The 26950-nt window shown below is 65.3% G+C and carries 22 protein-coding genes; 12 read left to right on the forward strand and 10 right to left on the reverse strand.

From position 1 onward, the window contains the following. The first annotated feature begins 18 nt into the window (after positions 1-18). The 3 genes from ruvA to AC07PE_RS12785 are packed head-to-tail and all read left to right on the forward strand — an operon-like array spanning position 19 to position 2133. A complete protein-coding gene (gene ruvA, locus AC07PE_RS12775; RefSeq protein ID WP_498764901.1) occupies positions 19-597 on the forward strand; it encodes a Holliday junction branch migration protein RuvA in 579 nt (192 codons plus the stop codon). A gap of 4 nt (positions 598-601) precedes the next feature. Then, positions 602-1669, forward strand: coding sequence for a Holliday junction branch migration DNA helicase RuvB (ruvB, locus tag AC07PE_RS12780; protein ID WP_498764903.1), 1068 nt, complete (start codon positions 602-604; stop codon positions 1667-1669). Positions 1670-1674: 5 nt separating this feature from the next. Then, positions 1675-2133, forward strand: a complete 459-nt coding sequence (locus AC07PE_RS12785; protein ID WP_498766047.1) for a YaiI/YqxD family protein — start codon at positions 1675-1677, stop codon at positions 2131-2133. On the opposite strand, the gene AC07PE_RS12790 is transcribed toward AC07PE_RS12785, so the two are convergent. The 3 genes from AC07PE_RS12790 to AC07PE_RS12800 form a co-directional block, all read right to left on the reverse strand. After that, the gene (locus AC07PE_RS12790; RefSeq protein ID WP_498764905.1) at positions 2134-2589 is read right to left on the reverse strand and encodes a hypothetical protein; all 456 of its coding nucleotides are present in this window, start codon (positions 2587-2589) and stop codon (positions 2134-2136) included. Between the two features lie 64 nt (positions 2590-2653). Continuing rightward, positions 2654-4888: a putative bifunctional diguanylate cyclase/phosphodiesterase gene (locus AC07PE_RS12795; RefSeq protein WP_498764907.1), complete on the reverse strand. Its 2235-nt coding sequence runs from the start codon at positions 4886-4888 to the stop codon at positions 2654-2656. A 93-nt stretch (positions 4889-4981) separates the two neighbouring features. After that, the gene (locus tag AC07PE_RS12800; RefSeq protein ID WP_498764909.1) at positions 4982-5428 is read right to left on the reverse strand and encodes a DUF2147 domain-containing protein; all 447 of its coding nucleotides are present in this window, start codon (positions 5426-5428) and stop codon (positions 4982-4984) included. Between the two features lie 317 nt (positions 5429-5745). Between AC07PE_RS12800 and AC07PE_RS12805 the strand changes: the two genes are divergently transcribed. From AC07PE_RS12805 to AC07PE_RS12820, 4 genes are all read left to right on the forward strand, one after another. Then, positions 5746-7548, forward strand: a complete 1803-nt coding sequence (locus AC07PE_RS12805) for a CIA30 family protein (protein WP_498764911.1) — start codon at positions 5746-5748, stop codon at positions 7546-7548. A 21-nt stretch (positions 7549-7569) separates the two neighbouring features. Continuing rightward, complete coding sequence (locus AC07PE_RS12810) at positions 7570-8691, forward strand: sensor histidine kinase (RefSeq protein WP_498764912.1); 1122 nt, start codon at positions 7570-7572, stop codon at positions 8689-8691. After that, entirely contained in the window at positions 8688-9293 is a 606-nt protein-coding gene (locus AC07PE_RS12815; RefSeq protein WP_498764914.1) for a response regulator transcription factor, read from the forward strand. The genes AC07PE_RS12810 and AC07PE_RS12815 overlap by 4 nt, the downstream gene beginning before the upstream one ends. A gap of 76 nt (positions 9294-9369) precedes the next feature. Further along, complete coding sequence (locus tag AC07PE_RS12820; RefSeq protein ID WP_498764916.1) at positions 9370-9942, forward strand: PEP-CTERM sorting domain-containing protein; 573 nt, start codon at positions 9370-9372, stop codon at positions 9940-9942. A 59-nt stretch (positions 9943-10001) separates the two neighbouring features. Here AC07PE_RS12820 and AC07PE_RS12825 read toward each other — a convergent pair whose 3' ends face one another. The 3 genes from AC07PE_RS12825 to AC07PE_RS12835 form a co-directional block, all read right to left on the reverse strand. Next, positions 10002-12800, reverse strand: a complete 2799-nt coding sequence (locus tag AC07PE_RS12825; RefSeq protein ID WP_498764918.1) for a valine--tRNA ligase — start codon at positions 12798-12800, stop codon at positions 10002-10004. Positions 12801-12850: 50 nt separating this feature from the next. Beyond that, complete coding sequence (locus tag AC07PE_RS12830) at positions 12851-13507, reverse strand: class I SAM-dependent methyltransferase (RefSeq protein ID WP_498764920.1); 657 nt, start codon at positions 13505-13507, stop codon at positions 12851-12853. A gap of 143 nt (positions 13508-13650) precedes the next feature. Next, on the reverse strand, positions 13651-15231 hold the full coding sequence (locus AC07PE_RS12835) for a S8 family serine peptidase (protein WP_498764922.1): 1581 nt from the start codon (positions 15229-15231) through the stop codon (positions 13651-13653). A gap of 292 nt (positions 15232-15523) precedes the next feature. Here AC07PE_RS12835 and AC07PE_RS12840 point away from each other — a divergent pair, with 292 nt between their 5' ends. The 4 genes from AC07PE_RS12840 to AC07PE_RS12855 all read left to right on the forward strand — a co-directional run bounded on the left by AC07PE_RS12840 (position 15524) and on the right by AC07PE_RS12855 (position 21523). Continuing rightward, positions 15524-16162, forward strand: a complete 639-nt coding sequence (locus tag AC07PE_RS12840; RefSeq protein ID WP_498764924.1) for an ANTAR domain-containing response regulator — start codon at positions 15524-15526, stop codon at positions 16160-16162. A 67-nt stretch (positions 16163-16229) separates the two neighbouring features. Further along, positions 16230-17336 (forward strand): S-(hydroxymethyl)glutathione dehydrogenase/class III alcohol dehydrogenase, encoded by a 1107-nt coding sequence (locus tag AC07PE_RS12845; RefSeq protein WP_498764926.1) that lies wholly within the window; start codon positions 16230-16232, stop codon positions 17334-17336. Positions 17337-17573: 237 nt separating this feature from the next. Further along, entirely contained in the window at positions 17574-19358 is a 1785-nt protein-coding gene (locus tag AC07PE_RS12850; protein WP_498764928.1) for a M56 family metallopeptidase, read from the forward strand. 71 nt (positions 19359-19429) lie between these two features. Then, entirely contained in the window at positions 19430-21523 is a 2094-nt protein-coding gene (locus AC07PE_RS12855; RefSeq protein ID WP_498764930.1) for a M13 family metallopeptidase, read from the forward strand. A gap of 39 nt (positions 21524-21562) precedes the next feature. On the opposite strand, the gene AC07PE_RS12860 is transcribed toward AC07PE_RS12855, so the two are convergent. Together AC07PE_RS12860 and AC07PE_RS12865 are read right to left on the reverse strand one after the other, a co-directional pair. Next, the gene (locus tag AC07PE_RS12860) at positions 21563-22036 is read right to left on the reverse strand and encodes a hemerythrin domain-containing protein (protein ID WP_498764932.1); all 474 of its coding nucleotides are present in this window, start codon (positions 22034-22036) and stop codon (positions 21563-21565) included. Positions 22037-22155: 119 nt separating this feature from the next. Further along, positions 22156-22698 (reverse strand): SRPBCC family protein, encoded by a 543-nt coding sequence (locus tag AC07PE_RS12865; RefSeq protein WP_498764934.1) that lies wholly within the window; start codon positions 22696-22698, stop codon positions 22156-22158. A gap of 174 nt (positions 22699-22872) precedes the next feature. Between AC07PE_RS12865 and AC07PE_RS12870 the strand changes: the two genes are divergently transcribed. After that, positions 22873-25191 carry a UvrD-helicase domain-containing protein gene (locus AC07PE_RS12870; protein ID WP_498764936.1) on the forward strand — a complete coding sequence of 773 codons (2319 nt, stop codon included), beginning with the start codon at positions 22873-22875 and terminating at the stop codon, positions 25189-25191. Between the two features lie 29 nt (positions 25192-25220). On the opposite strand, the gene AC07PE_RS12875 is transcribed toward AC07PE_RS12870, so the two are convergent. Continuing rightward, positions 25221-25994, reverse strand: a complete 774-nt coding sequence (locus AC07PE_RS12875; protein ID WP_498764938.1) for a BPSS1780 family membrane protein — start codon at positions 25992-25994, stop codon at positions 25221-25223. After that, the gene (locus tag AC07PE_RS12880) at positions 25991-26950 is read right to left on the reverse strand and encodes a homoserine kinase (protein WP_498764940.1); all 960 of its coding nucleotides are present in this window, start codon (positions 26948-26950) and stop codon (positions 25991-25993) included. Before AC07PE_RS12880 ends, AC07PE_RS12875 begins: the two co-directional genes overlap by 4 nt.

Raw genomic sequence — 26950 nt, forward strand, 5'->3', positions numbered from 1 at the left:
AACTTAGAAAGGTCAACGATGATCGGTCGTCTCTCCGGCGTGCTGCTGGAAAAGAATCCCCCGCAAGTGCTCGTGGATTGCCAGGGCGTCGGCTACGAAGTCGACGTGCCGATGGGCACCTTCTACAACCTCCCGCACACTGGTGAGAAGGTGGTCCTGTTCACGCACTATGTGGTGCGCGAAGATGCGCACCTGCTGTTCGGCTTCGGCTCCGCCAACGAGCGCGCCGTGTTCCGCCAGCTGATCAAGATCACCGGTGTCGGCGCCCGCACTGCGCTGTCCATCCTGTCCGGCATGTCGGTGGCCGACCTGGCCCAGGCCGTGACCCTGCAGGAAGCCGGCCGCCTGGTCAAGGTGCCGGGCATCGGCAAGAAGACCGCCGAGCGCCTGCTGCTGGAACTCAAAGGCAAGCTGGGCGCGGACATCGGCGCGGTCGGCGGCGCCGTGCAGGACGACGCCCAGGCAGACGTGCTCAATGCGCTGCTGGCCTTGGGGTATTCTGACAAGGAAGCGCTGGCCGCCATCAAGAACATGCCGGCGGGTACCAGCGTTTCCGAGGGCATCAAATTGGCCCTGAAATCGCTGTCGAAAGCGTAAATAAATGAGCATCCAGACCGACAACTTCACCGAGCAGCGCATCATCGACGCCGCGCCGGCCTCGCCGAACGAGGAGGCGATCGAGCGCGCGCTGCGCCCCAAGCACCTCGACGAATACGTCGGCCAATCGAAGATCCGCGACCAGCTCGAGATCTTCATCTCCGCCGCCCGCAAGCGCCGCGAAGCGCTGGATCACACCCTGCTGTTCGGTCCGCCGGGCCTGGGTAAAACCACGCTGGCCCACATCATCGCGCGCGAGATGGGCGTGAACCTGCGCCAGACTTCCGGGCCCGTGCTGGAGCGCCCGGGCGACCTCGCGGCCCTGCTCACCAACCTGGAAGCCAACGACGTCCTGTTCATCGACGAGATCCACCGTTTATCGCCGGTGGTCGAAGAGATCCTGTATCCGGCGCTCGAGGACTACCAGATCGACATCATGATCGGCGAGGGCCCGGCCGCGCGTTCCGTGAAGCTCGACCTGCAGCCGTTCACGCTGGTCGGCGCCACCACGCGCGCCGGCATGCTGACCAATCCGCTGCGCGACCGCTTCGGCATCGTCGCGCGCCTGGAGTTCTACAACGTCGAAGAGCTGACCAAGATCGTGACCCGCAGCGCCGCGCTGCTGGAGGCGCCGATCAACGAGGAGGGCGCGCGCGAAGTCGCCCGCCGTGCGCGCGGCACCCCGCGTATCGCCAACCGCCTGCTGCGCCGCGTGCGCGACTACGCGGAAGTGAAGGGCAATGGCGAGATCACCAAGGACATGGCCGACCGCGCGCTGAAGATGCTCGACGTCGACACCGTCGGCTTCGACGTCATGGACCGTAAACTCCTGGAAGCGGTGCTGTTCAAGTTTGCCGGCGGCCCGGTCGGCATCGGCAACCTGGCGGCGGCGATCGGCGAGGCGGCCGACACCATCGAGGACGTGCTGGAACCCTATCTGATCCAGCAGGGCTATCTGCAGCGCACGCCGCGCGGCCGCATCGCGACGCCCCTGGCGTATCAACACTTCGGCGTCACCGCACCCCGCATCAGCCCGACCGGCGATCTGTGGGACAACCTGCCGCCGGCCTGAGCACGATGCAGATCTGGGTCGATGCCGATGCCTGTCCGGCCGTGATCAAGGACATCCTGTTCCGCGTGGCCGAGCGCCTGCAGCTGCAGGTGACCTTGATTGCCAACCAGCTGATCCGGGTGCCGGGCTCGCGCTTCATCCGCGCGATCCAGGTGCCCAGCGGGCCGGACGTGGCCGACACCGAGATCGTCGAGCGCCTGGCGCCGGGCGACCTGGTGATCACCGGCGACATTCCGCTGGCGGCGCGCGTGCTCGAGAAGGGTGGGGATGCGCTGAATCCGCGCGGCGAGTTCTACACGAAGGACAATATCGCCCAGCAGCTGACGATGCGGGCCTTCATGGAAGAGTTGCGCAGCGGCGGCGTCGATACCGGCGGCCCCAGCGCCTTCAGCCAGGCCGACCGCCAGCAGTTCGGCAATGCCCTAGACCGCTATCTGGCACGGCGCCGTCTGGCGGCGGGGTAATCAGATACGCGAACTACCGCGGCGCTCGGCCGATGGGTGACGCTTGATCAGCACCAGCGCGGGTTCCAGCCGTTCGCGCTGGCGCATCGGGCGCTGGCGGCGGTCCGCCGATGCCGGGAACACGAAGCTGATGAACATCAGTACCGTGAACGACAGCAGGGTCCCGCTGCCCCACAGCAGCGCTTCATCGGTGCGCGTGGCCAGCATGGTGACGGAGGCGGCGGCCGGGATCAGCAGCAGCAGGCCGCCGAGCATGCGCATGTGGGCCGAGCGGCGCATCTGGTCGCCGAGCGCGGCGATGTAGAGAAAGCTCATCGCGACCAGCGCCAGGCCGGCCAGGCCGCCGACGGCGATCCAGCCCGGCATGCCGGGGTGGGTATTGCCCGCCACGACGATGGGCGGCAGGATGAGGACAAGGCTGCCCGCGAGAAGGGCAAGCAGACGCATGAAAATCATGTGGAGTTCCTTCAGTACCGATGGTTCATTCGATTGATCGAAGATATGTGAACCGAGATTATCATTAAGATAATTTTCCTGTCGCGCGCTTGAATGCGTGCGCGGCAAAGCCGGCGCGCATCCAGGGCATGGACCGGCTGGCGAGCCAGTGGGCGATGGTTTCGCGCGGCACGGCCTTCGAGAACAGGTAGCCCTGGCCGTAATCGCAGCCGGCTAGCTTGAGCAGATCGAGCTGTTCCGGCGTTTCGATGCCTTCGGCGATGACCCGCATGCCGAGCTTGTGGGCCATCGTGACGATGGTTTCGCACAAGGCGTAGTCGGTGGTGCCGGCTTCCAGGTGCATCACGAAGGCGCGGTCGATCTTCAGGAACTGGAAGCTGAATTTCTTCAGGTAGGAGAGGGACGAGTAGCCGGTGCCGAAATCGTCCAGCGCCAGGTCCATGCCGTTTTCGGCCACCTGGCGCAGCTGCTGGATGACGAAAGGATTGTTATCGAGCAGCATGCCTTCGGTGACTTCGATGGCCAGGGTGTGCTCGGGCAGCGCGGCGCGCCTGGCCAGCTGAAAGCAGCGTTCGCAGGCCTCGCGCCCGGACAGCAGCTGGACCGGGGAGACGTTGATCCCCACCTGCAGGCAGGCGCCATGTTCCTGTTTCCAGGCGACGACGTCGCGCACCACCGTCTCGAAGATCTGCTCGCCCAGCTCCACGATCAGGCCGGTCTCTTCGCACAAGGGGATGAATTCGGCCGGGCCGATCATGCCGCGTTGCGGATGGGGCCAGCGCACCAGCGATTCAAGCTTCTCCAGCGTCCCGGTGGCGAGGTCGACGATGGGCTGGTAGTGAACTTCAAGCGCGCGTTCGCCGATCGCAGTGCGCAGGTCCCTGATCAGCCGCCTGCGTGCCTGCGCCCGCTCCTGCATCGCATGCGAGAAGTAGGCATAGCGGTTGCGGCCCTGCTGCTTGGCCACGTACATGGCCTGATCGGCGTGCTTGATCAGGCTTTCCATGTCGGACGCGTCCTTCGGGTAATGCGTGATGCCGATGCTGGCAGATAAGTGCAGGGCTTCATCGGCGACCACGAAGGGCCTGGCCATGGCCTGGATGATGGCCTGGGCCGTGCGGTCGACCGCAAAGGCTTCCTTGCCCCTGTGTTCCGGCCGGGCGGCCAGCAGCACCGTGAACTCGTCGCCGCCCAGGCGGCCCACGGTGTCGCCGTCTCGCGTACAGTCGAGCAGGCGCTGGGCCGCTTCCTTCAGGATCTCGTCGCCGGACGAGTGGCCCAGGGTTTCGTTGACGTCCTTGAAGCGGTCGAGGTCGATCACCAGCAAGGTAAAGCTGCCGGCCTCGATGTCGGCGCTGAGGATGGCCTGGGCCACGCGCTCCATGAACATCTGGCGGTTCGGCAAGCCCGTCAAGGCGTCGTAGTTACCCTGGCGCCAGGCCAGCTCTTCGGCGCGCTTGGAATCGGTGATGTCCGTGCCGATCTCGATATAGTTGCGCACCTGCCCGTCTGGGCCACAGGCGGCGGTGACGGTCCGGTATTCCGCCAGCACGTGGCCGTCCTTGTGGCGGCTCCACAATTCTCCTTCCCATTGCCCGGCCGCGCGTAGCCGCGCCCACAGGGCGGCGTCGAAATCGGCCTCGTCCAGCCCGGCGTTGTAGACCTGCGGCGCCTTGCCGGCAATCTCCTCCAGCGTATAGCCGCGCATGGCGGTGAAGGCGGGGTTGATCGCTTCCACGCGGCCATCCGTATCCAGCACGGCAATTGCCTCGTGGCTGTTCTGGAACACCAGCGAGCCGAGCTCCAGCCGGTGCCGGTTGCGCACGTGTTCGGTAATGTCGTGGACGACGCCCATCAGGAGGCGGCATTGGCCGTCCGCATCGATCACGGGCGACACGGTCACGTCGCCGGTCTTGGTGCCGGAGGGGTAGTTCGACACCTCCTGCCAGCGCACCACATCGCGGGTGACGATGGCTTCCCGGTATTTCGACTTCACCAGTTCCAGCGAGTCGGGCGGGATGATCTCGTCGACTTCCTTGCCGACCACCGCCGAGACCGGCAGGCCGGTGGCGAGGGTGAAGCGCTCGTTGACCGCGGAAAAGCGGTAACGGTCGCCGTCCAGCACCTCCAAAAAGAAGATGACGTCGGCAACGTGTTCGAACAGGTAGGTGAGGTAGGGCAGCGGGACCGGCGGCGCATCGGCGGCCAGGTAGCGCGTGACCTGGCTCGATGCCCGGTCTTGCTGATCTGGCTGCTGTGGCCGCGGTTCAACCGGTGGCGTGCCTGTCGGCCTGGGCATCGCTCGTCTCCCTCCTCATCTCGTCCGAGGGAGTGTAGCGCACAAGCCGGATGACCCGCGCCGGGTTAGGCCGGCGCGGGCTTCAAGACGAATTTACTCCTGGCGCAGCCAGACCTGCGAGCGGCCGAACATCGGCATGCCGATGAAGCCGCGCACTTCGACTTTCTTGCCGCCTTCGCGCACCGTCAGCTTGCTCTTGTAGACCTTGCCGTTCTTCGGGTCGAGGATCTCGCCGCCGGTGTATTCGTCGCCGGTCTTCTTCAGGCCCGAGACGATGGTCATGCCGATGATCGGCTGGTCCTTGCGCGCATCCGTGCACAGCTGGCACTTCGGGTTCTGGTCTTCGTCCGGGGTGCGGAACAGCTTCTCGATCTTGCCCGTCAGCTCGCCATGGTTTTCGGTAATGCGGATCAGCGCGGACGGCTTGCCCGAGCTGTCGTCGATGGTCTTCCACAGGCCGACCGGCGATCCATCCTGGGCCCACGCGAGCGGGGAAGCCAGGACGGCGGCAATCAGGGATGCTTTGATGAGGGTGCGCATGGTGTCTCCAGTATGGTTATCGGCAACTGGAGTGTAGCAAACAGTACGGTCGTTCGGTAAACCGCCTGGTGGAAATAATCGCAGATGACATTTGTCACCTGAAACTGATGGCGCTCGCTTCTGCCGCGGCGGCCGGCGTTTCCCGATACTGGTGTCCATGGCAGATCGCCATCCACAATTAACCAAAACCTTGAGAAACCGTCGCGAGCGGCAGCAATGGTGGCTGAGAAGCGCAGCTGTACGAGTAGTACAGCGAGCATCGCAGGCCGCCAGTGCAACGCGCAGCAGGTTTATCAAGGTTTTAAAGGGGAATACCGATGAAACCGACCACATTGATGCTTGCCGCCGCACTGGCCTGCTCCTCCACCGCCATCGCCGGCACCACCCTGGTCCAAGACGTGCGCGTCTTCGACGGCAAGAGCGCGCACGAACACCGCTCGGTGCTGGTGCGCGATGGCCTGATCGTCGACGGCGACTACCGCGGCAAGGCGCCCGCCGGCGCCCGCGTGGTGGACGGCAAGGGCCGCACCCTGCTGCCGGGCCTGATCGACGCCCACGTCCACACTTGGCAGCATTTCGAGCTGCCGCTGGTATTCGGCGTGACCACCCAGGTCGACATGTTCACCGGGGTCGAAGTCATGCAGCGCATTCAACAGCAGATGGCGGCAGGCCGCAACGGCGGCGAGGCCGACGTGTTCTCGGCCGGCACCCTGGTTACCGCGCCGGGCGGCCACGGCACCGAATATCCGGTCAAGATCCCGACCCTGGAAAACGGCGGCGACGCCCAGGCTTTCGTGGACGCCCGCATCGCCGAAGGCTCGCACTTCATCAAGGTCGTGATGGAAGACGGTTTCGGCGACCACCATTTCAACAGCCTCGACCGCGCCACCGTGAAGGCAGTGATCGATGCCGCGCACAAGCGCGGCAAGCTGGCCGTGGTCCACATCAGCAACCTGGAAAATGCGCGCGCCGCGCTGGAAGCCGGCGCCGACGGCCTGGCCCACCTGTTCGTTGCGCCGGCGATCTCGCAGGAAGAGGCGGACAGCCTGGCCCGGCTGGCGCAGGCCAAAGGCGCCTTCGTGGTGCCGACCTTCTCGGTCCTGGAAAGCATCGCCGGGGTGAAGCCGCGCGACCTGCTCGACGATGCCCAGGTGGCCGGCCTGCTCGACCGCGAAGAACGCGGCGCGCTGCAGACCGGCTACGGCCCGGCGCCGCGCCCCGCCATCCTGGCCGCGCCGAAGATGGTCACCAGCGCCATGCGCCGCGCCGGCGTGCCGCTGCTGGCGGGCACCGACGCCGGCAATGCCGGCACCCAGTACGGCGCCAGCCTGCACCATGAGCTGGCGGCGCTGGTCGACGCCGGCCTCACGCCGCGCGAAGCGTTGGTGGCCGCCACCAGCGCACCGGCGAAGGCCTTCCGCCTGGGCCTGCGCGGCCAGATCGCCAAGGGCTACAAGGCCGACCTGGTGCTGGTCGAGGGCAATCCGCTGCAGGACATCGGCGCCACCCGCCGCATCGTCGAGGTGTGGAAGGATGGCGAAAGCACGGCGGCGATTCGCGACGCCCAGCGCCGGCACGTGGCGCAGGAAAGCGCGGCGAAGGGCGCGCAGCCGCTCGCGCTGCCCGCCGACGGCAGGATCTCGCTGCTGAAGGAGGGCAAGCTGGCCAGCCCCTTCGGCACCGGCTGGTTCCCGTCCACCGACAAATTCGCCGGCGGCGTCTCGACCGTCAACATCGGCGCCCAGGCTGCCGGGGAAGGCGGCGCGGCCATCGCGATCGAGGCGCAGGTCAAACCCGGCTTCGCCTATCCCTGGGCCGGCGCGGCCTTCATGCCGGGCGCGCAGCCGATGCTGGGCGCGGACCTGAGCGCCGCCAAAGTGGTCCGCTTCCGCGTACGCGGCGACGGCCACAAGTACATGCTGACGATGGCATCGAGCGGCATGACGATCCCGCGCAGCGTGCCTTTCGACACCGGCGCCGAGTGGCAGGAAGTGGCGATTCCCTTCAGTGCCTTTGCCGGGGTCGATCCGGCGGCGGTGACCATGATAGGATTTAACGCTGGACCGCAACCGGGCGACTACCGCTTCGAGATCGCCGACGTTCGCCTGGCCGACCGCTGATAACCATAACGAAGACAAGCGATGCAAGGATTCAAGCGCATGCTGGCCGGGCCCTGGGTCCCGGCCGAACTGGGCAAGCTGCCCTACCTGTGGGCGATGTCCCTGACCTTCCTGGTATTCAAGTACTTCTACAGCCCGGTCAGCGCGCTCGAACTGACCATGCTGGGCATCAGCATCGCGCTGTTCCTGCCGCTTTACCTGGTCAGCTTCTGGGCCGATGGCCGCAGCGCGGTTCTATGCATCCTGGCGGCCTGCCTGTTCGGCATGCTGTGGGCCCCGCACAATAACGGCGCCGGCACTTTCTTCATCTTCGCGGCCGGCATGTGCGGCCGCCTGGCCCCCGGCCGCAACGCCCCGCGCATGCTGGCCGTGGTGCTGGCGCTGGCGACCGCCACCGCCTACCTGCTGACGGCGAACGGTCCCGCCTTCATGCTGGCGCCCTGGGCGGTCGGCCTGTCGGTGGGCGTGGCTTCGATCATGGAAAGTGGCCTGCGCGCCTCGCGCCGTCAGCTGCTGCGCAAGCAGGAAGAGGTCGAGCACATTGCCCGCATCGCCGAGCGCGAACGCATCTCGCGCGACCTGCACGATCTGCTGGGCCACTCGCTGTCCCTGATCGCATTGAAAGCCGAACTGGCGGGCAAGCTGGCCGGGCGCGACCTCGAGGCCTGCAAGCGCGAGATCGCCGATATCGAAGCCAGCGCGCGCCGCGCCCTGGCCGAGGTGAGGACGGCGGTGACGGGCTACCGCGACAGCGGCCTCTCCGGCGCACTGGCCAGCGCCCGCGCCAGCCTGGCCGCCGCCGGCGTCGAACTGCGCGAGGACATCCAGCAGTTCGCCATCGCGCCGGCGCTCGAACACGTGCTGGCGCTGGCGCTGCGCGAAGCGGTGACGAACGTGGTACGCCATGCCGGCGCGACGTGCTGCACGGTCGTCCTGGCACTGGAAAAGGGCAGCGCCGTGCTGCGCGTGGCGGACGATGGCGAGCGTCTGCGCAGCGGCGACGAGGTCCGCATCGGCAACGGTTTGAAGGGCATGCGCGAACGCGCGTCGTCCGTCTGCGGCCAGCTGCTGGTGCGCGTTGAGAATGGCTTGCGCCTGGAATTGCGCCTGCCCGTGAAAGACATGGAAGGGGAAGCAGCATGATTCGTATCGTCATCGCAGAAGACCAGGCGCTGGTGCTGGGTGCACTGGCCGCGCTCCTGAGACTCGAGGACGATCTCGACGTGGTCGGCACGGCCGGCAACGGCAAGGATGCGCTGGCGCTGTGCCGCGAGCTGCGGCCCGACATCGTGCTGACCGACGTCGAGATGCCGCAGATGACCGGCCTCGAACTGGCGGCGCAGCTGCAAGAACTCGGCCTGCCAGCCAAGGTCGTGATCGTGACGACCTTCGCGCGCAGCGGCTACCTGCGGCGCGCGCTCGAGGCCGGGGTGCGCGGCTATCTGCTGAAGGATGCGCCGGCCGAGAACCTGGCGGCGGCGATCCGGCAGGTAGCAGGCGGCGGCAGGGCGATCGCGCCCGAGCTGGCGCTGGAAAGCTGGAGCGCGGGCCAGGACCCGCTGTCCGAACGCGAACGGCAGGTGCTGCGGCTGGCCGGCGAGGGCAAGACCAGCGGCGAGATCGCGAAGCTGGTGCACTTGTCCGAAGGCACGGTGCGCAACTACCTGTCCGAGGCGATCAGCAAGCTGAATGCGGGAAATCGCATCGAGGCTTATCGGATGGCGAGGAACGCGGGCTGGCTCTGATCAATATGGCCGCGTGACCGATCCTTATGCTGAGTGAGTGGACGGCCGTCGTCCTCCCATCGCACCGAGGATTACCATGACGAAATCAAGCTGGATCAAACGCTTCGTTCTCGCAGTCTGCTGCGCCTGCGGCATGGCCGCCGCCTCGGCCCAGACCGTGACGCTCACCTTCGACAACATCGGCGACCTTGGCCCCTATCCGGATTCGTGGACGGAGTCGGGCTTCAGCGTCACCTCGCTCGACTTGTCGGATGGGCACATGCATTCCGGCGCCAACTCGCTGGTGCTGCACAGCCGCGAAGGCTCGCAACCCTACCGCTTCCAGCGCCTCGATGGCGGCAGTTTCGATTTCATCGCCTTCGATTATTTCGGCGGCGATTCCGTGTTCGTCAGCAGCACCGGCGCCACCTTCACCATCCTCGGCGACCAGCCGCTGGCCACCTTCACCATGGGGGCGGACTTCCAGCACGTTACTTATGTCGACTGGTTCATGCCCAACCCCGGCGACCTGAGCTTGCCGGACCCGCAGTGGGGCGAGATCGACAATGTCGTGACGAACATCTCGCCTGCGCCGGAACCGGCCTCGGTGGCGATGCTGGGGCTCGGACTAGCCGGGCTGCTGCTGCACGGACGGCGCAGGCAGGCCTGAAACAAAAAAGCCGCGCCGGGCAAGACCCAGGCGCGGCTTTTTTTACAAACGGCAAAAAATCAGGCCGGCGGCAGCTTGGCCAACTGCTCCTGCATCTTGGCCAGCGTGGCGCTGAAGTTCTCCACGCGCTCGCGTTCCTGGGCCACCACGGCGGCCGGGGCGCGGGCGACGAAGCTCTCGCTGGACAGCTTGCCGTTGGCCTTGGCGATCTCGCCCTGCAGGCGCGCGATCTCCTTCGACAGGCGCTCGCGCTCGGCGGCGACGTCGATCTCGACCTTCAGCATCAGCTTGGTGGTGCCGACGATGGACACCGCGGCCGGCGATTCCGGCAGGGTGTCGACGATCTGCACTTCCGACAGCTTGCCGAGCAGCTGGACGTAGGGCGCGAAGCTCTGGGCGGCGGCGCGGTCGGCATCCGAACCCGGTTCGACGATCAGCGGCACGCGCACCGACGGCGACAGCTTCATCTCGCCGCGCAGGTTGCGGGTGGCGTCGGTCAGCTTCTTGAACTGGTCCATCCAGCTTTCCGCGCCGGCGTCGATCAGCGACTCGTCGGCGATCGGGTAGGGCTGCAGCATGATGGTGTCGCCCGTCTTGCCGGCCAGCGGCGCAACGGCATGCCACAGCTGCTCGGTTACGAACGGAATGATCGGATGCGCCAGGCGCAGGATCACTTCCAGCACGCGCAGCAGGGTATGGCGGGTGGCGCGCTGCTGGGCCTCGGTGCCTTGCTGGACCTGGACCTTGGCCAGTTCCAGGTACCAGTCGCAGTACTCGTCCCAGACGAAGCTGTAGATGCTGCTGGCGATGTTGTCGAAGCGGTAGTCGGCGAAGCCCTTGGCCACGTCCAGCTCCACGCGGTTCATCTGCGAGATGATCCAGCGGTCGGCCTGCGACAAATCTTCCGGATTCGGCTTGCCGCAGTCCTTGCCTTCGGTGTTCATCAGCACGAAGCGGGTCGCGTTCCACAGCTTGTTGCAGAAGTTGCGGTAGCCTTCGGCGCGGCCGAGGTCGAAGTTGATGTTGCGGCCCAGCGAGGCGTAGCTGGCCATGGTGAAGCGCACGGCGTCGGTGCCGTAGGCTGCGATCCCTTCCGGGAACTCCTTGCGCGTGGCCTTGGCGATCTTCTCGGCGGCCTTCGGGTTCATCAGGCCGGTGGTGCGCTTGGCAACCAGCGACTCGACGTCGATGCCGTCGATCAGGTCGATCGGGTCCAGGGTATTGCCCTTCGACTTGGACATTTTCTGGCCGGCCGAATCGCGCACCAGGCCGTGCACGTAGACGGTCTTGAACGGCACCTTGCCGGTGAAGTGCGCGGTCATCATGACCATGCGCGCAACCCAGAAGAAGATGATGTCGAAGCCGGTCACCAGCACCGACGACGGCAGGAACATGCCCATTTCCTTGGTATGCTCCGGCCAGCCCATGGTCGAGAACGGGACCAGCGCCGACGAGAACCAGGTGTCGAGCACGTCGTCGTCGCGCTTCAGCTCACCGGTGATGCCTTGCGCCGATGCCTTCTGCTGCGCTTCCTCTTCGCTGCGGGCGACCACGATTTCGCCGTTCGGACCGTACCAGGCCGGAATGCGGTGGCCCCACCACAGCTGGCGCGAGATGCACCAGTCCTGGATGTTGCCCAGCCACTGGTTGTAGGTGGTGGTCCAGTTTTCGGGCACGAAGCGGATCTCGCCGCTGGCGACTTTTTCCAGCGCCACGTCGGTGATCGACTTGCCCGGGTTGAAAGTGCCTTCCGGCGCCGGCTTGCTCATGGCGACGAACCACTGGTCGGTCAGCATCGGTTCGATGATGACGCCGGTGCGGTCGCCGCGCGGGACCATCAGCTTGTGCGGCTTGACCTGTTCCAGCAGGCCCTGGGCTTCGAGGTCGGCGACGATCTTCTTGCGCGCTTCGAAGCGGTCCAGGCCGCGGTAGGCTTCCGGCGCCTCGTCGGCGATCTTCGCGTCGAGCGTCATGATCGACAGCATCGGCAGCTTGTGGCGCTGGCCGACGGCGTAGTCGTTGAAGTCGTGGGCCGGGGTGATCTTCACGCAGCCGGTGCCGAAGGCCTTGTCGACGTATTCGTCGGCGATGACCGGGATCTCGCGGCCGGTCAGCGGCAGCTTGAGCATCTTGCCCACCACGGCCGTGTAGCGCTCGTCGGTCGGATCGACCGCGACGGCGACGTCGCCCAGCATGGTTTCAGGACGGGTGGTGGCGACCGTCAGGTGGCCGCTGCCGTCGGCCAGCGGGTACTGGATGTACCACATCGAGCCGTCTTCTTCTTCCGACACCACTTCGAGGTCGGAGACGGCGGTGCCCAGCACCGGGTCCCAGTTGACCAGGCGCTTGCCGCGGTAGATCAGGCCCTGTTCGTACAGGCGCACGAACACTTCCGCCACGGTTTTCGAACGCGGCTCGTCCATCGTGAAGTATTCGCGGTTCCAGTCGGCGGACGCACCCAGGCGGCGCATCTGGCCGGTGATGGTGCTGCCCGACTTTTCCTTCCACTCCCAGACCTTCTCGACGAAGGCTTCGCGGCCGAGGTCGTGGCGCGAGATCTTTTGCGCGTCGAGCTGGCGCTCGACCACGATCTGGGTCGCGATGCCGGCGTGGTCGGTGCCCGGGATCCAGGCCGTGTTATAGCCACGCATGCGGTAGTAGCGGGTCAGGCCATCCATGACGGTCTGGTTGAAGGCGTGACCCATGTGCAGGGTGCCCGTCACGTTCGGTGGCGGCAGCTGGATGCTGAACGACGGCTTGTCGGCGTCCATGGTGGCGGCAAAGTAACCGCGCTTTTCCCACTCGGTGCGCCAGAATTGTTCGATATCGGCTGGCTCGAAAGACTTGGCTAATTCCATGATGGCTGTGTTGGCGTGTGAATTTTCGAAAGGGTCCATTATAGATGACGCTAGGCCAGCTGGCCGATCAGGATCAGCGATGCCGGCTTTCCGGTCTTCGGATGCAGAGGTTCGCGCAATTCCCGCAGCTGGAAACCGTGGTCGACATACAGCCTGACCCAGCTGCTCAATGTACGGAAGTACCATGGCGGCGGATCGGTGAAGCCGGCGTTGAAGCCTGCCCAGCTGCCTTCGCGCCAGCCGTCGCGGTAGGGCGCATCGCCGCAGGCCGCCACCGGGTGCATGGTCTGCACGACCAGGGCGCCGCCCGGCCGCAGGAAGGAGGGTGCGGCGCGGAACAGTCCCGCGACGGATTCCTCGCCCAGCAGCGAAAAATTGCAGATGGCGACATCGAGCGCCAGGTTCAAGCCTCCCTGCGCGATCTCTTCGTAGGACATGGTGCGGAATTCGCCGCCGCCGGCGCGGCGCGCCGACTCGACCAGGCCGGGCACGACGTCCACGCCCAGCATGGCGATGCCGTCGAGTGAGCGCACCAGCCAGCCCTCGCCGCAGCCGATGTCGATGCCGCTTGCGGGCGCAAGGCTGCGCACCGCCTCGACGATGGCCTGGTTGGTGACGAGCAGGCGGCTTTCGATCTCGCCTTCGCGGACCGCCGTGACCCAGGGCGCCGCGTTCCTGTTCCAGGAGTCGACGATATGGGTGTCCATGATTTCCGTGCGTGGAAAAAAAGTAGGATGGGGTTTTGAGGCCGGGGGCCTCAAAACGAACGTGCCCACGCGTAACGTAAAGATGCCACAAACGTCACGCGTGGGCACAGTGTGCCCACCCTACGAAAGGCGCGAGCGCCTTTTTACTTACCGCAGCCCAGCGACTTGATACGGTCGTAGGCAGCCTTGGCCTGCACCAGGCCATAACCGTACTTGGTGTCGCGGCCGGCGGTGCCCAGGTCGAGCGCGCTGTTGTTCAGCGAGGTGCGGATCTGTGCGCCGGTGCAGGTCGGGAAGTAGCTCCACACCAGGGCAGCGACTGCCGACACGTGCGGGGTCGCCATTGAGGTGCCGTCGAAGTAGGCGTAGTTCGATGCCTTCACGCCGACGGTTGCGCTCTGGCCCAGCTGGCCCTTCATCGCCGCGCCTTCGGTGTCCGACGCGCCGACCGACGGGATGCTGGTCACGGTGGTGCCCAGGGTACCCGCGAGTGGACCTGCCACGTTGTTGTACACGACCGCGCCGACGCCGCCGCTATTCTGGCAGTTGGTGACCTTGGTCGCGAAGTCGACGGTGCCGCGTTGGATCAGGCAGACCTTGCCGGAGACGGCGGTGTTGACGGTGTCGCCGATGCCGAAGTCGGCCAGCGCAGCGGTCGCGGTCTTGACCGGCGAACCTTCCATGGCGGTCGGCGCGTAGGTGGTCGAGCCGACGGACAGGACCGGATCCTGGCCGGTGCCCATCGGCACGGTCGACAGCACCGAGACGCCCGGACCCGAGATCTCGACGTCGCTGTTGTACTGCGAGAAGGTGGCGACGGTCTTGTTCTCGTCCACGGCGGCGACCGACATCACGCTGGAATAGCCGGCCGGGTAGGAGGTGGTGGCGTTGCCGTCGTTACCGGCGGCAGCGATCACCAGGACGCCCTTGGAGACCAGGCTGTCGAAGGCGCGCTGCTCGGTCATGCTCTTGGCGCCGCCGCCCAGCGACATGGTAATCACGTTGGCGTTGGCTGCGCCGCACTTGTTGGCGGCACTTGCCAGGGTCGACGAATAGGTCCAGGCGCCGTCCTTGCCAAACACCTTCACGATGTGCAATTTCAGGTGCTTGTTCGGGTTCACGCCGACCACGCCGGTACCGTTGTTGACACCGGCGATGGTGCCGAACACGTGGGTGCCGTGGTGGGTTTCGTCGGTGTACCACCAGCCGGTGCCGGCGTCGTATTCGCCGGTGACGTTGGCGCCGTTGTCTTTCAGGTCTTCATGGCTGAAGTCGACGCCCGAGTCGATGATGCAGACCTTGCGGTTGGCAGTGTTGGTGTCCGGCAGCTGGTCGGCCTGCACCAGCTTGACACCGTAGGGGACTTGCTGGCCGAGGGTGTAGGGAGTGCCGGTCGAGGGCGTGGTCAGCGAGAATGGCTTGCGCAGCACGTCTTCTTCGATGTATTCCACGTTCGGATTGTTTTCCAGGCCCTTCAGCGCCACGGCCGGCACTTCGATGGCCATGGCGTCCATGCCGAAGATTTCATGCTTGACCGCGCCTTTGGCGGCTGCGACCACCGACTTCATTGCGGCTTTCGCGCCTGGCTTGAAGGCGACGATCACGCGGGTGGTGTCAGGCGCAGCGGCCTGAGCGCTGCTTGCGAATGCCACTGCCAACGCCGCAGCGCACAGGGAGAGGGCAGGAATGAACTTCTTTGCTGCGGTAGTGTGCTTCTGATTCATCGGTGTTTTCTCCGTTAATACTTATCGTTATAGAGCGCGACTCGTGGCCGCGCGCCTTGTGGTTTTACTGCTTTAACGACCGATACATCACTGTTACCGCGGGGAGGCCGGGCCCAGCATCCTGCAGTGACAGCCGAGCCAGTTTATTTAGGGAACTTATACATACGCAATAGATTTTCAATCGTGCGCAGGGAGTGTTGCGCGATCGTCTGTGCATATGATTCAATTGATGAAAATCTAGATTTGCAACAAATGTACGTGCTATATTTTTGGCCGCCAAAACAGGAAAACAATGAGCACACCCGCTTCCCCTCGCCGGCTGATCCTCCTGGTCGACGACGATCCCCTCCTGCTCGACTTCATTTCCACCGTGCTGCAGCATGCCGGCTATGACACCGTCGGCGCCGGCTCCGCACCGGAGGCGCTGCAGCGCATCGCCGAGCGCGAGGCCGACATCGCGCTGGCCCTGCTCGACATCACCATGCCCGGCATGACCGGCCTGGACCTAGCGAAGCGCCTGAAGGACCATACCGAAGTGCCCTTCATGTTCCTGTCCTCGGTGGACGACGCCGAGACCGCGCGCCAGGCCGCCAGCCATGGCGCGGTCGGCTTCCTGGTCAAGCCCGTCGATGCAAGCCGCCTGCTGCCGGCCTTCGAAGCCGGCCTGGCGCGCGCCGACGAGATCCGCCAGCTGCGCCGCACCGAGGCCAACCTGAACGCGGCCCTGGCCGCCGGCCGCGAGACCAGCCTGGCCGTGGGCCTGCTGATGGCGCGCTACCAGACCGACCGCAACACCGCCTTCGAAGTCCTGCGCGACCATGCGCGATCGAGCCGCCGCAAGGTCAACGAAGTGGCCGAGCAGATCGTCGCGGCCGAGGAGCTGCTCAATGGCCTGCACGGGGCGTTTGCCGCGCGGCTGAGAGGGAAGTAGAACGCGTTTCGACCTGGCTTGGTATGATGGCAAACCGTTTATCAAGCTACAGGAAGGACAACGCGACATGAAAACCAAAGCAGCGATTGCATGGCAGGCGGGCAAGCCGCTGACCATCGAGGAAGTCGAGCTCGAAGGCCCGAAGGCGGGCGAGGTGCTGGTCGAGGTCAAGGCCACCGGCATCTGCCACACCGACTGGTACACCCTGTCGGGCGCCGATCCGGAAGGCCTGTTCCCGGCCATCCTCGGCCATGAAGGCGCTGGCGTGGTGGTCGACGTCGGCCCCGGCGTGACCAGTCTGCGCAAGGACGACCACGTCATCCCGCTGTACACCCCGGAATGCCGCCAGTGCAAATTCTGCCTGTCGCAGAAGACCAACCTGTGCCAGGCCATCCGCAGCACGCAGGGCCGCGGCCTGATGCCGGACGCCACTTCGCGCTTCTCGCTGGACGGAAAGCCGATCTACCACTACATGGGCACCTCGACCTTCTCGAACTACATCGTGGTTCCGGAAATCGCGCTGGCCAAGATCCGCTCGGACGCGCCTTTCGACAAGGTCTGCTACATCGGCTGCGGCGTCACCACCGGCATCGGCGCCGTGATCTTCACCGCCAAGGTGGAGGCGGGCGCCAACGTGGTGGTGTTCGGCCTGGGCGGCATCGGACTGAACGTGATCCAGGCAGCCAAGATGGTCGGCGCCGACAAGATCATCGGCGTGGACCTCAACCCCGGCCGCGAAGAGATGGCCCGCAAGTTCGGCATGACCCATTTCGTGAACCCGTCCGAGGTCGAGAACGTGGTCGACGCCATCGTCCAGCTGACCGACGGCGGCGCCGACTACTCCTTCGAGTGCATCGGCAACGTCACCACGATGCGCCAGGCGCTGGAGTGCTGCCATAAAGGCTGGGGCCAGTCGATCATCATCGGCGTGGCCGAGGCCGGCAAGGAAATCGCGACCCGTCCGTTCCAGCTGGTGACCGGCCGCGTGTGGAAGGGCTCTGCCTTCGGCGGCGCCCGTGGCCGCACCGACGTGCCGAAGATCGTCGACTGGTACATGGAGAACAAGATCAACATCGACGATCTCATCACGCACCACCTGCCGCTCGATCGAATCAACGAAGGCTTCGAGCTGATGAAGCGGGGCGAGTCGATCCGCTCCGTGGTCGTGTACTAAGCAGCCTGGTTCACCCCTGAGCAAAGCCGGCGCCATGCCGGCTTTTTTTCCGTCTGCTCCCCCGATTTTGCAGCCTGTCGCAGCAAGCTGGCGGCTGCCTCCCGCTGTCCTTATCCTGCCTCCATCGATCACTCGCCTACATCTAGAAAAAAAGTTCTAGACAAAATTTTCTAGTTGACCTATTCTGGATTCGTCGAAAGGAAACCGCATGAGCCCGATTCACACTAAGGACGCGCGATGAGCGCCGCAGCCTGGATGTCCGGCCTGGCCTGGGCACTGCTGGACTTCGTCTGGCAGGGTGCGCTGCTCGGCTGCGTCGCCGCCGTGCTGCTGGGGCTGCTGGGCAAGGCGCGTCCGCAGTGGCGCTACCTGGTGGCCTGCGCAGCGCTGCTGCTGTGCGCGGCGCTGCCGCTGGCCGGCATGCTGGCGCGCGTGATGGGGCAGGGTGCTGCCGGCGGCGCCATGAACTTGCCGTCCGCGCTGCTGCAGGCCTTGCCGGCCACGGCCGTGCAGAGCCAGGTCCATGGCGCGCCCTTGCCGGTGGCGTGGAATCTGGCGCAGGGCTGGCGCGAGATGCTGCAGCCGCGCCTGCCACTGGTGATCCTGTGCTGGTCGGCCGGCGCCGCGCTGATGGCCTTGCGCCTGCTGTTGGGCCTGGCGTGGGTGCGCCGCCGCAGCCGTCCGGGCGCCTACCGGGAAGACCCCGCGTGGCAGGCTGTGCTGGACCGGCTGGCGGCGCGCCTCGGCATCGGGCGCAAGGTCATCCTGGGACTGGTGGACGATCTCGCCAGCCCGGTGACGGCAGGTGCCCTGGCGCCGCTGGTGCTGGTGCCGGCCTCGCTGGCAACCGGCATGGCGCCGCAGCTGCTGGAAGCCCTGCTGGCGCACGAACTGGCCCATGTGCGGCGCCACGATTACCTGATCAACCTAATACAGAGTGCGATCGAGATCCTGCTGTTCTATCACCCGGCGGTGTGGTGGCTGTCGCACCGCATCCGGGTCGAGCGGGAACTGATCGCCGACGATTTGGCCGCAAGCGCGCTGGGCGAACCGCGGCGTCTCGCGCTTGCATTATCCGAGCTGGATCTGTTCCAGCTCTCCACCCCGCAACTCGCCCCTGGGGCGCACGGAGGAAAGCTCATGTCTCGCATCAAACGCCTGGTTCGCCCGCAAGCGGAACCCCTCAACTGGAAACTCGCATTGCCGGCACTCGCCCTGGCCCTGACCGCGGCCATCCACGCCCATGCCGGCACCACGCCGGCGGCGCCGGCGGCCGCGCCGGCCAAGCCTGCGGTCCACGTCACCCTGCGCGAAGAACGCGGCGAGTCCTACGCCCTGGTGGGCGAGGGCGACGAGGGTTTCAACATGACCGGCAACAGCGCCGACTGGAAGTCCATCAAGCAGCTCAAGCGCAGCATCAAGGGCGAGTTCCTGTGGTTCCGCGACGGCGGCAAGTCCTGGATCGTGCAGGACCCGGACACCCTGGCGAAGGCGCATGCGGCCTGGGAGCCGGTCAACCAGCTGGGCAAGCAGATGGACGCCTACGGCAAGGAGATGGATAAGCACGGCAAGGCGATGGAAGCGCTGGGCAAGCAGATGGAGCAGGCGGCCGCCGGCATGCAGGTCGATGAGCCGCGGGTGCGCGAGCTGGAGCGCAAGATGAACGATCTCGGCCGCCAGATGTCCACCCTGGGCGAGAAGATCGGCAAGGCCAACAGCGACGCCGAGCGCGACCGCCTGAACGACCAGATGAACAAGCTCGGACGCCAGATGAACGAGCTGGGCGAGCAGATGCGCGCCGCCCACGAAAGCGAAGGCCAGCGCCGTGCCCGCGCCAGCATGGACGAAGTCGGCAAACGCATGAACGAGGCCGGCAAGCCGATGGACGAGATCGGCAAGAAGATGGACGTGCTCGGCAAGCAGATGGACCGCGAGAGCAGGACCGCCGACAAGGCAGTCCGCGGGCTGATCCGCGATGCCATGGCCAAGGGACTGGCCCAGCAGGCGCCAGGGCAGGGCTGAGCAGGCAGGGCATTGCCGGGCGGGCGACCCTGTGGCAGCATACGAGGCTTAATCTTTTATAAAGCCTGAATATGCGCCCAGCCCGCTTAGCAGCCCTCCTATCCATCGCCGGCGCGGCTGCGCTGGCACATGCCCAGACCAGCCCGGCGCCCGCAGCCACGCCTGCCGCCAAGGCCGAACGTCCAGCGACCGAGTTTCCGTACACGCCGGGCCTGGACACGAACTCGATGGACCGCAGCGCCGATCCCTGCGTCGATTTCTACCAGTTCGCCTGCGGCGGCTGGATGAAGAACAATCCGATCCCCGCCGACCAGGCGCGCTGGTCGGTCTATGGCAAGCTGGCCCAGGACAACCAGCGCTTCCTGTGGGGCATCCTGGAAGACCTGTCCAAGCGCCAGGACGGCCGCAACGCCACCCAGCAGAAGATCGGCGACTACTTCGGCGCCTGCATGGACGAGCGCACGATCGAAGCGCGCGGCGCCGAGCCGCTCAAGCCTTACTTCGACCAGATCGCGACGCTGAAGTCCAACAAGGACTTGCCGCGCGTGCTGGCGCGCCTGCACCTGGCGCTGGCCGACCAGGGCCTGTACTTCGGCTTCGGCTCCAGCCAGGACTTCGGCGACTCGACCCGCGTGATCGCCTTCGCCATGGCCGGCGGCCTGGGTCTGCCGGACCGCGATTCCTACCTCAAGACGGACGCGAAGTCGCAGGACATCCGTACCAAATATGTGGCCCACATCGCCAACACCTTCAAGCTGCTCGGCGACAGCCCGGAGCAGGCGCAGCGCCAGGCCGAGCGCGTGATGGCCATGGAGACGGAATTGGCCAAGGCTTCGCTGTCGCGCGTCGACAAGCGCGATCCGTATAAACTGTTCCACAAGGTCGACGGCAAGGGCCTGCAGGCCCTGACCCCCGGCTTCGACTGGAAGACCTACCTGGGCGAGATCGGCCAGGGCAAGCAGAAGACCTTTAACGTCACCGAGCCGGCCTTCTTCAAGGCGCTGGCGAAAATGTGGAAGACGTCCGACATCGATGCCACTCGCACCTACCTGCGCTGGCACGTGGCGCGCAACATGTCGCCGGCGCTGGCGTCGAACTTCGACCAGGAGCACTTCGATTTCTTCAGCAAGACCCTGCGCGGCGTGCAGCAACAGCAGCCGCGCTGGAAGCGCTGCGTGACCCTGGTCGACCGCCAGCTGGGCGAAGCGCTGGGACAGGAATTCGTCAGCCGCGCGTTCTCGCCGGAGCTGAAGGCCAAGTCGCTGCACATGACCCGCCAGGTCGAGGAAGCGATGAAGAAGGACATCGAATCGCTGGACTGGATGAGCCTCGAGACCAAGAAGCGCGCCCAGGAAAAGCTGGCCGCGATCGTCAACAAGATCGGCTATCCGGACAAGTGGCGCGACTACAGCGCGTACGTGGTGAAGCCGGGCGACTTTGCCGGCAACGTCGAGCGCGGCAACACCTTCGAGACGCGCCGCGACCTGGCCAAGATCGGCAAGCCGCTCGACCGCGGCGAATGGGGCATGACCCCGCCGACGGTGAACGCCTATTTCAACCCACAGATGAACGACATCAACTTCCCGGCCGGCGTGCTGCAGCCGCCGCTGTTCGACCCGAAGATGGATGATGCGCCCAACTACGGCAACACCGGCGGCACCATCGGCCACGAACTGACCCACGCCTTCGACGACGAAGGCCGCCAGTTCGACGCCAAGGGCAACCTGAAGGACTGGTGGACCAAGAAGGACGCGAAGGAATACGAAGAGCGCGCCGCCTGCATCGTCGACCAGTACGCGCAGTACACGGTGGTGGACGACATCAAGATCAACAGCAAGCTGACCCTGGGCGAAGATATTGCCGACTTGGGCGGCCTGATCCTGGGCTGGATGGCGTGGAAGGAAGAGATGGCCAGCATGCCGCAGCAGGCGCAAGCCGCGCGTGACGGCTTGACGCCCGAGCAGCGCTTCTTTGTCGGCTACGCACAGTGGGCCTGCGAAAACGACCGCCCGGAAAACCTGCGCGTGAAAGCCATGACCGACCCGCACTCGCCGGGCCGCTACCGCGTGAACGGCCTGGTGGTGAACATGCCGCAGTTCCAGCAGGCTTTCCAGTGCAAGCCGGGGCAGCCGATGGTGAAGGAGAAGCGCTGCCGGGTTTGGTAAGTTAGGATATGGCCCCCGCCGCGGCGGGGGCTTTTTCGTTTACCTGCGCCGCGAGCCCTGATCGCTGGCCTGCCCCTGCATATGGATCAGATTGGCCTCGAACGACTGCATCTGCAAGCCGATATCGGACATATCGACATTCGACTGCCGCAGCCGCGGGAACAGCTCGCCTTCTTCCTCCTCGATATGGCTCAGCACCGACTTGAGCATCTCGCGCATCATCGGCTCCGCGCGCGGTTCGTCCGGCGCCATGCCTTGCAGCGTGGCCAGCAGGTCGTCCACTTTCAAATGGTCCTGCTCGAAATGGCGCACCAGGTTGTCGTCCAGGCAGCGTACGTTCGGATAGAAGATCGATTCTTCCAGCCGTGAATGGGTGTGAATGGCTTGCAGCAGCTGGGTCGCCGCCTGTTTCTTGACCTCGATATCGCCGCTGTTGAGGTATTTGTCGGCCAGCTTGCGCACCGTGTCGTGGTCGCGCTCCAGGGCCTTGATCGGATCGTCCGCATTGTCCATGATGGGTTCCTCCAGAAAGGGAGTGCCATCCTACTCCCGGCGGAAAAGGGGAGGGATTCGTTTAGGCGCGGCAAAAAAAACGCCGCCTCGCGGGCGGCGCTTGCACGAGCCGGCAGGGATCAGTGCTGGGCGATGCTGCCGCGCCAGGCGCCGGTTTCCTTGCCGCGCGATTCCAGCATTTCCTTGAACTTCTGCAGGTTGCCGCGCAATTCCATGCGCACGGCGCCGAAGGAGTCGCCGAGTTTTTCCAGGGCGCCTTCCGGCTGATAATCCATCTGGACGGCCACGCGGCAGACGTTGTCGGAAATCTTGTGGAAGGTCGCCACGCCGCCGTTCGGCACGCCGGTGGTGCTCTGCCAGGCGATACGCTTGTCCGGGATCTGCTCGGTGATCTCGACGTCCCATTCTTTCTCTTCGCCGGCCACGTTGGCCTTCCAGTGCAGGTGCTTGTCGTCCAGCTGGCGGATTTCGTGCACGCTGGCCATGAACTGCGGGAAGTCTTCGAACTGGGTCCACTGGTTGTAGGCGGTGCGGACCGGCACATTGATCTCGATGGTCTCGACGACCGACGAATCCAGGCCTGAGCCACGGTTCTTCATTTTTTTCGACAGCATCATGCCGCCGACCGCGAGCGCGGCCACAGTAACGACTCGATTCAGCATTGTTGCCTCCTTGTTACGAGTAAAGTACGGAACACATCTGCGTTCAACTTACGATAAGTTCCGTTTGGGCGGCGCTAGCGAGCCTTCAGGAAACTGTTGTGATACTGTATATATAACCAGTAAATTTGCGGCCGAAAGCCTGCTCCGGACCATCCCGACGTTTATAATGCCCGCATGAATCTCCTCGACAATCTGAATCCCGAACAGCTCGCTGCCGTCACCTTGCCCTCCCAGAGCGCCCTGATTTTGGCCGGCGCCGGCTCGGGCAAGACGCGCGTGCTGACCACCCGGATCGCCTGGCTGATCCAGACCAGCCAGGTCTCGCCGGCCGGCATCATCGCGGTCACCTTTACCAACAAGGCGGCGAAGGAAATGCTGTCCCGTTTGTCGGCGATGCTGCCGATTAACACGCGCGGCATGTGGATCGGCACTTTCCACGGCCTGTGCAACCGCCTGCTGCGCACCCATCACCGCGACGCCGCGCTGCCGCAGAGTTTCCAGATCCTGGATTCGCAGGACCAGCTGTCGATGATCAAGCGCATGCTGAAGGCGCTGAATGTCGATGACGAGAAGTACCCGGCGAAGGACCTGATGTACTTCATCAACAACGCCAAGGACAATGGCCGCCGCGCCGCCGATTGCGAAGCCTACGACCACGTGCAAAAGCGCATGGTCGAGCTGTACGACGCCTACGATCAGCAGTGCCAGCGCGAAGGCGTGGTCGATTTCGCCGAACTGCTGCTGCGCGCCTATGAGCTGCTGCAGCGTAATCACCCGCTGCGCCAGCATTACCAGATGCGCTTCCGCCACATCCTGGTCGACGAGTTCCAGGATACGAACGACCTGCAGTACAACCTGCTGAAGCTGCTGGCGGGGCACAATGAGCCGGCCGGCGGCGCCATCTTCGCAGTGGGCGACGACGATCAGAGCATCTACGCCTTCCGCGGCGCCAACGTCGGCAACATGCAGGCTTTCGAGCGCGATTTCGAGGTCAGGAACCTGATCAAGCTGGAGCAGAACTACCGCTCGCACGGCCACATCCTCGACACCGCCAACTACCTGATCGCCAACAACAAGCAGCGTCTCGGCAAGAACCTGCGCACCGACGCCGGGCAGGGCGAGCCGGTCCGCATCTACGAAGCCTCGTCCGACCTGGAAGAAGCGCAGTGGATTATCGACGAAGCCAAGAGCCTGATGGCCGAGGGCATGTCGCGCAGCGAGATCGCGATCCTGTACCGCTCGAACGCGCAGAGCCGCGTGATCGAGCATGCGCTGTTCGCGGCCGGCATCCCGTACACCGTGTACGGCGGCCTGCGCTACTTCCAGCGCGCCGAGGTCAAGCACGCGATCGCCTACCTGCAGCTGATGGACAATCCGCACAACGATTCGGCCTTCCTGCGCGTGGTGAACTTCCCGACCCGCGGCATCGGTGCGCGCTCGATCGAGCAGTTGCAGATGGCGGCCGACAGCTATGGCGTGTCGCTGTACGCGGCGGTGCCCCACATGAGCGGCAAGGCCGGCACGTCGCTGGGCAATTTCGTCAAGCTGATCGAAAGCGCGCGCTTCGAGACCCAGCAGCTGCCGCTGCCGGAGATGGTGAAGGTGGTGCTGGAACGCAGCACCCTGCTGGACCACTACGGCAAGGAAAAGGAAGGCGCCGAGCGCATCGAGAACTTGGAGCAGATGGTCAGCGCCGCCACCCACTTCGTGCAGGAAGAGGGCTTCGGCGTGCAGGCGCCGGCGCATCTGGGGCCGCAGTCCCAGGCGAGCAGCGGCACCGCCATCGTCAACGTCGACGGCATCGAGCTGCTGGACGCCGACGCGCCGCTGGCGACCGTGATGTCGCCGCTGTCGGCCTTCCTGGCCCACGCCTCGCTGGAAGCGGGCGACGCCCAGGCCCAGGCCGGGCAGGACGCCATGCAGCTGATGACGGTGCACTCGGCCAAGGGCCTGGAATTCGACGCCGTCTTCATCACCGGCCTCGAAGAAGGCCTGTTCCCGCACGAGAGCAGCTCGCGCGAGCTGGATGGCGTGGACGAGGAACGGCGCCTGATGTACGTGGCGATCACGCGCGCGCGCAAGCGCCTGTACATGAGCTTTACCCAGCAGCGCATGCTGCACGGCCAGACCCGCTTCAACATGAAGTCGCGCTTCTTCGACGAGCTGCCGGAAGAATCGTTGAAGTGGCTGTCGCCGCGGGTGCAGACCAAGTGGTTCGGCGGCCGCAACGCGACCACCGCCTGGGACGATGCGAATTTCCGCGAGGGCGGCAGCGACAATCAGATCGCCAAGCAGATCACGCAGAAATCCAGCAGTGACAAGGGCATCGGCTGGCGTATCGGCGAGCAGGTGGCGCACGCGCGCTTCGGCGAGGGCGTGATCGTCAACATCGAAGGCGGGGCGGGCAGCCCGCGCGCCCTGATCAATTTCGGCGGCGCGGGCATGAAGATGCTCGACCTGTCGGTAGCCAAGCTGGAGAAGATTCCACGGTAAGGTGACGTGGGCACCCCGTGCCCACGCTCTCACGCCGCCTGCAGATCCTTGTCGGCAGCCGGATTGCCGAAGATGTCCCGGTAGCCGGCATAGATCGCGCACTGCCAGAACAGGATGAACAGGAACATCAGCCACATCAGCACGACCTGCGCCAGCATGATCGTGCTGAACACGTTCACCACCAGGAAGGTGGCGGCAAGGAAGATGCCGAACCAGCACAGCAGCAGGACGCCGAACACCCGCGCCGAACGCAGCACGGCGAAGAAGCTGTAGAAGGTGGCCTTGCCGGGGCCCATCTGCTTCCAGTAGGTGAGCGGGGCGGCAAAGCACAGCGACAGCAGCAGGACCGTCTCCAGGACCAGCAGGCCCAGGGCCGCCATGAAGTCGGACGCCGTGAACGGCAGCTTGTCGCCGGGTCCGATCTTGATGTCGCCCGGCAGCTGGCGCAGCGACTCCGGCGCGATCAGCAGCGTGGCGAGAGCCAGCACCAGGAACACGCCCAGGTAGATCACCCCGACCTTGCACAGGCCCGCCAGCGCAGGCTTGCGAAAGCCCGTCAGCAGCACACCCAGGGTCACGCGGTCGCCATTGTCGATCAGCAGGCAGGCCTGCATGAAGGCCATCGAAAACGAGGGAATCAGGACCACCACCAGCACCGGGCCGATGAAGGGCAGGGCGCTGATGCCGATGGCCAGCAGGATGTTCGCAAACAGCAGGGACATGAGGGCGGCGGGCTGCTTGCGGAACAGGGCCATGCCCCGTTTCAGCCACGCCCAGCCGGTCAGTGCGGGCAGATTGTTCATGCGGTGAGACCTGGCGCGGGAACCGCGATGCGCTCGCGCAGCACGCGTTCGAAGTGGGTGGGATCGTGCGGCGTCAGCATCTCGGCTTCGCGCGGACGGTGCAGGTCGTACAGGCGCGACAGCCAGAAGCGCAGCGCCGCGGCGCGCAGCATGGGCTGCCAGGCCTGGACTTCGGCCGCGGTGAAGGGGCGCACCGCGTGGTAGGCGCGGGTCAGGGCCAGCACGCGCTCCTGGTCCAGGCGGCCGCTGTCGAGATCGATGCACCAGTCGTTGACGGTGACGGCGACGTCGAACAGCCAGCTGTCCCAGCCCGCAAAATAGAAGTCGAAGCAGCCGCTCAGGCGCTCGCCGACGAACATCACGTTGTTGCGGAACAGGTCGGCGTGCACCGGGCCCTGGGCCAGCTGGGCGTAGACCGGGCCGGCCGCGAAGGCGCGCTGGAAGGCCAGCTCCGATTCCAGCAGCGTGGCGGTGTCAGGGTCGAGGAAGGGCAGGACCTTGGGCACGGTGTCTATCCACCAGTCCAGGCCGCGCAGGTTCGGCTGGCGCAGCGCGAAGTCCTGGCCGGCCAGGTGCATCTTCGCCAGCGTGGCGCCCACTTCTGCGCAATGCACGGGCTGCGGATCCATCTGCGAGCTGCCTTCGAGCTTGCTGACGATGGTGGCCGGCTTGCCGTGCAAGGCCACCACCAGTTCTCCCTGCTGGTTCGGCACCGGCGCCGGTACCGGCACGCCGCGCTCCGCCAGATGACGCATCAGCTGCACGTAGAAGGGCAGCTGCTCGAAATCGAGGTTCTCGAAGATCGTCAGGACGAATTCGCCGCGCTCGGTCGTCAGGAAGAAATTACTGTTTTCGATGCCGCTGGCGATGCCTTTGAGCGCCAGGGCCTTACCTAAAGGAAACTGCTTGATCCACTGGCTGAGGTCGTCCAGTGTGACCGAGGTGAAAACTGCCAT

It is taken from the genome of Telluria sp. GW821-FHT07G12 (genome assembly GCF_059418525.1).

Bases quoted from the DNA above. Each gene is read 5' to 3' on its own strand.
- AC07PE_RS12865 (WP_498764934.1), bottom strand. From the start codon at position 22,698: ATGCTGAATCGAGTCGTTACTGTGGCCGCGCTCGCGGTCGGCGGCATG.
- AC07PE_RS12785 (WP_498766047.1), top strand. From the start codon at position 1,675: ATGCAGATCTGGGTCGATGCCGATGCCTGTCCGGCCGTGATCAAGGAC.
- AC07PE_RS12825 (WP_498764918.1), bottom strand. From the start codon at position 12,800: ATGGAATTAGCCAAGTCTTTCGAGCCAGCCGATATCGAACAATTCTGG.
- AC07PE_RS12860 (WP_498764932.1), bottom strand. From the start codon at position 22,036: ATGGACAATGCGGACGATCCGATCAAGGCCCTGGAGCGCGACCACGAC.
- AC07PE_RS12840 (WP_498764924.1), top strand. From the start codon at position 15,524: ATGAGCACACCCGCTTCCCCTCGCCGGCTGATCCTCCTGGTCGACGAC.
- AC07PE_RS12835 (WP_498764922.1), bottom strand. From the start codon at position 15,231: ATGAATCAGAAGCACACTACCGCAGCAAAGAAGTTCATTCCTGCCCTC.
- AC07PE_RS12800 (WP_498764909.1), bottom strand. From the start codon at position 5,428: ATGCGCACCCTCATCAAAGCATCCCTGATTGCCGCCGTCCTGGCTTCC.
- AC07PE_RS12830 (WP_498764920.1), bottom strand. From the start codon at position 13,507: ATGGACACCCATATCGTCGACTCCTGGAACAGGAACGCGGCGCCCTGG.
- AC07PE_RS12880 (WP_498764940.1), bottom strand. From the start codon at position 26,950: ATGGCAGTTTTCACCTCGGTCACACTGGACGACCTCAGCCAGTGGATC.
- AC07PE_RS12855 (WP_498764930.1), top strand. From the start codon at position 19,430: ATGCGCCCAGCCCGCTTAGCAGCCCTCCTATCCATCGCCGGCGCGGCT.
- ruvB (WP_498764903.1), top strand. From the start codon at position 602: ATGAGCATCCAGACCGACAACTTCACCGAGCAGCGCATCATCGACGCC.
- AC07PE_RS12815 (WP_498764914.1), top strand. From the start codon at position 8,688: ATGATTCGTATCGTCATCGCAGAAGACCAGGCGCTGGTGCTGGGTGCA.
- AC07PE_RS12850 (WP_498764928.1), top strand. From the start codon at position 17,574: ATGAGCGCCGCAGCCTGGATGTCCGGCCTGGCCTGGGCACTGCTGGAC.
- AC07PE_RS12805 (WP_498764911.1), top strand. From the start codon at position 5,746: ATGAAACCGACCACATTGATGCTTGCCGCCGCACTGGCCTGCTCCTCC.
- AC07PE_RS12795 (WP_498764907.1), bottom strand. From the start codon at position 4,888: ATGCCCAGGCCGACAGGCACGCCACCGGTTGAACCGCGGCCACAGCAG.
- AC07PE_RS12810 (WP_498764912.1), top strand. From the start codon at position 7,570: ATGCAAGGATTCAAGCGCATGCTGGCCGGGCCCTGGGTCCCGGCCGAA.
- AC07PE_RS12845 (WP_498764926.1), top strand. From the start codon at position 16,230: ATGAAAACCAAAGCAGCGATTGCATGGCAGGCGGGCAAGCCGCTGACC.
- AC07PE_RS12790 (WP_498764905.1), bottom strand. From the start codon at position 2,589: ATGATTTTCATGCGTCTGCTTGCCCTTCTCGCGGGCAGCCTTGTCCTC.
- AC07PE_RS12875 (WP_498764938.1), bottom strand. From the start codon at position 25,994: ATGAACAATCTGCCCGCACTGACCGGCTGGGCGTGGCTGAAACGGGGC.
- AC07PE_RS12820 (WP_498764916.1), top strand. From the start codon at position 9,370: ATGACGAAATCAAGCTGGATCAAACGCTTCGTTCTCGCAGTCTGCTGC.
- ruvA (WP_498764901.1), top strand. From the start codon at position 19: ATGATCGGTCGTCTCTCCGGCGTGCTGCTGGAAAAGAATCCCCCGCAA.
- AC07PE_RS12870 (WP_498764936.1), top strand. From the start codon at position 22,873: ATGAATCTCCTCGACAATCTGAATCCCGAACAGCTCGCTGCCGTCACC.